Annotated in this window: 5 protein-coding genes; all 5 read left to right on the top strand. The window is 59.4% G+C overall.

Annotated features, from left to right (window positions below; genetic code table 11):
• Positions 1–140: 140 nt before the first annotated feature.
• Positions 141–869: a DUF736 family protein gene (locus ACN0TA_RS18655; RefSeq protein WP_386176747.1), complete on the top strand. Its 729-nt coding sequence runs from the start codon at positions 141–143 to the stop codon at positions 867–869.
• 155 nt (positions 870–1,024) lie between these two features.
• Entirely contained in the window at positions 1,025–1,561 is a 537-nt protein-coding gene (locus tag ACN0TA_RS18650) for a hypothetical protein (protein ID WP_386176746.1), read from the top strand.
• A gap of 76 nt (positions 1,562–1,637) precedes the next feature.
• The gene (locus ACN0TA_RS18645) at positions 1,638–2,291 is read left to right on the top strand and encodes a rhomboid family intramembrane serine protease (protein ID WP_417585763.1); all 654 of its coding nucleotides are present in this window, start codon (positions 1,638–1,640) and stop codon (positions 2,289–2,291) included.
• Between the two features lie 320 nt (positions 2,292–2,611).
• Positions 2,612–3,322, top strand: a complete 711-nt coding sequence (locus ACN0TA_RS18640; RefSeq protein ID WP_417585761.1) for a hypothetical protein — start codon at positions 2,612–2,614, stop codon at positions 3,320–3,322.
• A complete protein-coding gene (locus ACN0TA_RS18635; RefSeq protein ID WP_417585759.1) occupies positions 3,315–6,665 on the top strand; it encodes a DEAD/DEAH box helicase in 3,351 nt (1,116 codons plus the stop codon). Before ACN0TA_RS18640 ends, ACN0TA_RS18635 begins: the two co-directional genes overlap by 8 nt.
• Positions 6,666–6,897: the final 232 nt, after the last annotated feature.

The raw sequence follows: 6,897 nt of genomic DNA, 5'->3' as shown, positions 1-6,897 counted from the left end.
AGCCCTCAGCGATGAGCTGGAGGCAGGGCAGAAAGGGAAAGCAAGCTTTCTGATTTGTGATCCCTCAAGGGGTCGAGAAAGCAATCCCGGATGCGCTGGCAAGGACGTCAGGCACCGGCCAATCCAAAAGGAACCATCCCATGTTCGCAGGAACCCTCACCCGCAATGTCGAGACCGCAGCCGCTCAGTACACCGGCATGATCCACTCGACGCGCTTTGACATCGCCATCCAGTTGGAGGCGCGGGCCAAGATGTCCGAACGCAGCCCGGATTTTGACGTGACGGCAGTCAACAAATCAGGCCGCAAGGTGCGCATCGGCACGGCTTGGAACGAGACCGGCAATACCAGCGGCAACCCCTACATCTCGATGCAGATCGATGTCGGCTTGGGTCCGTTCCGGGTCAACGCGGTGCAGACGAAAGAGGCGCGCGCGGCCCAGAGCGGCGAATTCGAGATCATCCCACTTGTCTCAAACGGCCTGATGAAATCCGGCTCGATCTCGGGAGAGCTCACCGCTATGGACGCCGACAACGCCTTCACCGGCTACATCGCCAACATGATGTTCGATCTGGAGTTCATGCTGATCGAGAACAGCTATAAATCCGAGGAGACCCACCCCGATTACCGGATCGAGGTCAGCTCGCCCCGGGGCACACCGATCCGCGTCGGCTCGGCCTGGATGGCGAAAAGCAGGCGCACGGGCAATGACTACCTGTCGCTGCTGATCAACACGCCCGATGGCGACCTGCGCGTGAACGCCGTGCAGAACGAAGAACAGCGCGGTGGGCAGACCTTCTCGATCATCCCGTTCATCGACAGCGGTGAGCAGCCGCAGGACGCAGGCGCGGGGCTGTCGCTGGTCGCATGACCAACGCGCGAGATTAGACGATCCGCACCGAAAGGGGAGCCGTGGGATCACGGTTCCCCTTTTTCCATGTCCGTTTGCGTCAAGGACGCCAACCGCTTGCGATCTGGTGCAAATGCGATACAATAGTATATTAATGTAATGTTGAGGGCGGGCGCGTGGCGGCTGGATCAGGGACGGTTCCATGGTTTGACAACTTTGATGTTGAGGAAGAGGTTGCAGAGTTCCTTGCTCATATCGAACGCTGCACTGGGTTTGCGCTGCCTGAACGACAGCGTGATGTCATCATGACCCATGCAAAGGTAAAGCTCGACAGGACAAGGCAGGCATATCTGGAGGCCAAGGCGGCACGAAAGCCGGTGTCCACGTCGCGCAGGGCTTATCTGACCGACCTGCAGGACACGATCTTCATGGCGATTCCGGAAGAGAACCTCGCGCGGATGCCCCTGAGCGAGCAGGTTCTGAACGATCCATCATTTTACGCGGACGCCATGCACTATGCCGCCGCGATCAGCGAGGATGAGCTCTTCATGGCGCTGTCCTCTTCGCTGAAGGACATGACGGTCCAAGACGCCCGCGCCTTTGTCTCAAAGCTCTGGCACGGCACGATTGACGACAATGCCCGCAAATATGCCGAAGCGTTGAAGCGCCCCGAGCGTGAAATCATGCCGCTGCGGCCTGGGAACACCGTGTAAGATCGGAGCCATTCTCTTGGCTTGAGCCGTACCGAGGTTGGCCGCCTCGAACCCCCTTTCCCGGAGGTGGCACCGTGTGGAGCGCGCGAAAGCCGTTGAAGGCGCTGTGGGGACGACTACTGTCGCCAACATGATGAAACGGGATCACATGCGCGCTTTCTTGCAGCACGGCGCAACGCTTGCAGCTTTTGTCGCGCTGCTCTGGGCGGTTCAGGTTGTCAATTGGATCACCGGCTACGGCCTGAACCCGGCCTTCGGCCTGATCCCCAGGCACGGCAGCGGGTTGGATGGTGTCATCGCCATGCCCCTCCTGCATGGGAGCTTCTCGCACCTGATGGCCAATACGCCGCCACTTTTGGTTATGGGTGGGCTTCTGGTGGTCACGACCACGCGGGCCTTGCTGGCCGTGAACGCCGTGGTGATCGGCCTTGGGGGCGGTCTCGTGTGGCTGTTCGGCGGCTCGGCGATCCATATCGGTGCGTCGGGGCTGATCTTCGGCTGGTTTGGCTTCTTCGTCGTGCGCGGTCTTGTGGATCGCTCCCCGATCACGCTGGGCGCAGCACTGGTGGTTGGTGTCCTCTATGGCTCCATTCTCTGGGGCGTTCTTCCGGGCCAACCCGGCGTGTCGTGGGAGGCGCATCTCTTCGGTGCCATCGCCGGCGCGGCGGCTGCAGTCCTAGTCCGGACGCATGTCCATGCGCCGCGCTTGGGCGACGTCGATCTGGACTGAAGCGCTACACCTGCTCAAAACTGCCACTCAATGAGAGGTCAAATACTGCGACGCAACGATATTAAATATCTAATTTTTCTAATTCAGTTGCGAATTGACCGAGGCTTCCTGCGATCGTTGCAATTCTGGTATTTGCGACCCATTCTCTGCGTAATGTTAACTAGGGTAGGAATATCCATTAACATTCACCGCATCGATGTCCTCTGGGCAATACTCGACCCCGAACAGAATGACTGATCACTATGGTAATTGCGCTGACACCGGTCCGAGAGGGCGATCTATGGACCGGGTCTACATGGACGGTCGAAGACGAAAATGTGTTGGCCGGGCTGCTTGCTCGGGTGGCCATCGGCCAAGCCAGAGTTGCCGAGCGCATTCTGCACGAGGACGGTTTGGTTGACATCAACTACCCAATGGGCGGCTATGAAAGTGCGCGGAACCTACTCAAACTTGGCCCAAGTGGTGATCCGGCCCATCGTGATGGTTGGATGTTCCAAGTGATCTCGTGGATTGCCGCGCACCGCGCAGGCAGGCCGGGCATGATCCGGTCGCCACACATGCGACATGCGGACAAGGGCCTTGATGGGCTCTTGGTTGAGTTCGACGACATGGAGATCGCGCGAGTAGTGATCTCTGAGGAGAAGGCAACGGGGAATGCTCGAACTATGGTCCGGGATCGGGTTTGGCCCGAGTTTCAAGACTTTGAGACGGGCAGACGGGATGCCGAACTCGTCGATGGTGTTTCAACGTTGCTTGCGGGTGCTGGGCATCCTAATCCCGATGCCGTGGTGGCCGCCATCTTGTGGACGGAGAAGCGGGCCTACCGGGTTGCGGTAACGATCGACGACACGCACGCTTCGGAGAAAGGCCTCAAGGCTCTCTACAAGGGCTACGAGGTGGCAGTCTCCGGCGCGATCGACCGTCGCCGGGTGGAGGCCTTCCAAGTTCAGAATCTCCGGCCTTGGTTCGAAAATATCGCCGTCAGGGCAACCTCCATCATCGATGCCGAGGAGGCCGCCATCAATGTATGACGAGAGGACGGCCGATCTGATCCGATCCGCCCCAGACCTTCCCGGCCTCGATCGAGATCGGTTGCCGGAACAACTGTCGCAAGCGTTTGCTGAGATCGTGTCGGCCCGCATCGCATTGCGCGATACCGAGACTCCTGCGGGCGACATCAGCGAGACCATCGCGTTCGCGCGTAAGCTTGCCGCGACCAATGAGGTGTTGGTTACGACGAGACCTGAGCGCGAAAACCGTCGCGCTGCAAGCTTTGTGGCAGCGTCCGCGCATCAACTTGTTCACCAGGCCGAAGCTCTTCTCGGCTTGGCTTCGAGGACTACTACATTCACAGCGGACGCGATCGGTGCCGACGTCTCCGCAATGCTGCTTTTTTTGATCGCAGGCTCGTCTGCCGACGCCACCGAGGTCGCGCGGGCGCTTCGGTCACCGGCGGAAGACCGGCTTCAGCACGAACTCGTGCTAAACCTGGGCTGGTTAGCGCGTGGAATGATTGGGACAATCCTCAACCAGGAGCGACGTCCGGTCACGGAGCTGGTCGCTGGCGAAGGCGTCGATGGCACGCGAGCCGCGAATGCGTTGTACCATCGACTTCTCGAAGGCGTCCGTGCCCTCGCGGCTGTCTTGGGAGGCATTCCGGACGCGGATCGGGACCGACCTGCCGCGATCTTTCGTGGCGTCGCCAGGTCAGCGAGACCAGACGATGCCATTGCAATCGAAGGCTTGCCGCCGATGCCGATCGCCTCGTTTCCAGGTCCGTTCCACCTGGCGCGGCTTCTCGAAACGGCGACTTCGGCACTTCTCGAGGCGGCAGTCATCAATATCAACCCGCCGGACGGTGTGCCTGCGGATCGCTGGCATCATTCGATGGCACGAATCGCGAAGAAGAGGCCATACCTCTGGACTAACCATCTTGCGGCAATCAGAGGAGGCTATCTCGAACCGGGTACATCCTGTGCTGTTGGCTTTCCGACAGGCGCAGGTAAATCGACTACCGCTCAACTGAAGATCCACGCAGCTCTCCTGCGAAACCTGAAGGTGGTTTTTCTCGCGCCGACCCATGCGCTGGTCGATCAGACGGCCCGGGATCTGCGGGCCGCCTTCCCGAACACCAACGTTAAGGGACAGCGAGCAGAGGAGTTTGAGGAAGGCACGCTGCTCGAAGAGCTGCCTGACATACTCGTCATGACCCCGGAGGCATGCCTCTACGCGAGTCACATCGAGCCTGATAGCTTCGCGGATGTCGGATTGCTGATCTTCGACGAATGCCATTTGATTCATCCGAAGACTGACGGGGATCGGCGAGCCATCGACGCGATGCTCTGCCTAATTCGCTTCACGCGAGTCGCCCCGGAGGCTGACCTCGTCCTCCTATCGGCGATGATGAAGAACACGGCAGAAATTGCTGAATGGCTTGGGGAGCTGACTGGGGGAGAACTGAAAGGCCGTCGATCAATCCCCCTTGACGACGTTTGGAAACCAACCCGTCAGTTGCGGGGCTGCGTCGTCTATCAGGCAAACGAAATCGAACGTCTGAACCAGAAAATTGGGGAGGCGTGGAGGAATAAGACGACAAAATTTCCGCCTGTAGGGCTCAAGAGGGATCTACACGCGTCCCCATTAGGACTGTTCAGTCTGAAACAGACATGGGCCTCGATGAAACGCGACGACTACGCCCTGCTCTCGCTCTTGGATCATCAGGTTCTGCTGACGGCGAACAACTACTGGAGCCTCACCCCAAACTCGGGCGAGCTTGCGTCGCACATCGCGGCATCGGCGTCAAAGGCTGGACTCCGGACCCTCGTCTTCTCCCAGTCAATCCCGAACGCATGGTCGATCGCCAAAAAGGCATCGGCGCTCATCGACGCTCCACCGACCGAACTCACTACAGCCGAAAAGGACCTATACGAGACGGCAATCGATGAAATGGGCGACGCGGGTGATGTATATCTCGCCGTCGAGAACGATCTTCTGCAAAGCGCCGCCACGGCGCATCACGGCCTTTTGCTTCCCTACGAAAGAGATTTGGCGGAGAGGCTTTACGGTAGGGACGACGGCCTGCGGGTACTCGCAGCGACCCCGACTTTGGCGCAGGGGATGAATCTTCCTGCCGATTTGGTGATCATCGCTGAAGACAGCCGCTTTGATCGTGAAACGAACCGTCGCGATCTTCTCGATGCCGCTGCGTTGCTGAATGCCGCTGGGCGGGCAGGACGCGCGGGTCAAAGCGCGTCGGGTATCGTGCTGATTGTTCCTGGAAAGGTTGTTCCCCTGTCAGATGAAGAGGGAACGATTGGTGAGCAATGGACGCAGCTCCGGGAGGTCTTCAGCCAATCCGATCAGTGCTTGGTGCTCGAGGACCCATTCGAAGCCGTCATGGACCGTGTCCATCACAAGGCGGAGGACGCCGGAGATCTGGAACGATATGTCGTCAGCCGTCTAATGGAAACGCCCTCAGATGGCGAGGACGGAGGCTCGTCGCCTCGGGTCGATCTGTCCCGGAGCCTCACGGCGTTCCTAAAGCGTAAGGCGGGTGACGAACAGTGGGTCGCTAGCCGTACGGAGGCCGCCCTTTCTGTCTTGTCCGGCCCGGATGAAGATGCTGTCGTGCTGGATCAGAGATACCGAGACCTCGCCTCCATGGTGGGTCTCCCAGAGGACGTGCTCAAAGCTTTGTCTGACGCGCTTGCCGACGCCCAAGATGACATGGCAAGCACGGTGGCCGGGATCTGCGAGTGGATGTTCTCGTGGATGGAGGCCAATCCGGGTCACCTTTTCCGAATGATTAAGCCCTCGACCTTCGAAGATCTCTTTGGGAAGACCTATGGAGACTTGGCATCGGATGAAGAGAAAGCGATGTACGCGGTCCCCAAGCTTGAGTCGACTCTGCGTCAATGGATGGACGGCGCGCCACTGAAAGAAATCCAGCAGACGATATCGCCGAATGGGGCTTCGGCGGAGTTCTCGCCTGACGCACGCAAGTTTGTCATTCGCATGATCCCCGACCTGGCGCATGTGATGGGTTTGCCTTCTCGTATGATGCAGATATTCACGCCGGGAGATTCTGAGCCGAATACGGTGGAGGGTGCGGGCCCCCTCCTCCTCGCTCATGTCTGCGTTCGACGAGGGCTTCGAGATGCAGAGATGGCAGCATTTTCGATGTCGGGGGGAGCCTTGCCTCGAAGGGCGACCCATCGGGCGTTCGATGAGGTACGCCCGCATGTGGCTGCAGCAGAAAGCGGCGAGACGCTCGAAAATCTCAAAGAAAGGGTTCGCGCGGGCAAGGACCTCAAACAGGCAATAGAGGCGTTCTCGAATATTGACCTGGGTCCGTTCGATAGCACCCAGTTGTGACAGAAGGGTACAGTGAGCGTCGAGCAGGCACATCGAAAGTCCGCTTTCCTGCCCATCATGTCGCATGCTGGAGTAGATACTTTGTATAGTCGCCTGCACATCAACCTTGGCTTATGCCTTGCGGCCTCCCCAGCTCGGCTTCGCGTGTCGCAGGGGAGAACGGCCCTTCGGTCCGTCGCGCATTCGGCCATGCGGCCTCACCGCGGCGTCGCACCCGGCATCCCGGTTTGCC

It is taken from the genome of Pelagibacterium sp. (assembly GCF_048264985.1).
Lineage (GTDB): Bacteria > Pseudomonadota > Alphaproteobacteria > Rhizobiales > Devosiaceae > Pelagibacterium.
This window is presented reverse-complemented; position numbering and strand designations above follow the sequence as displayed.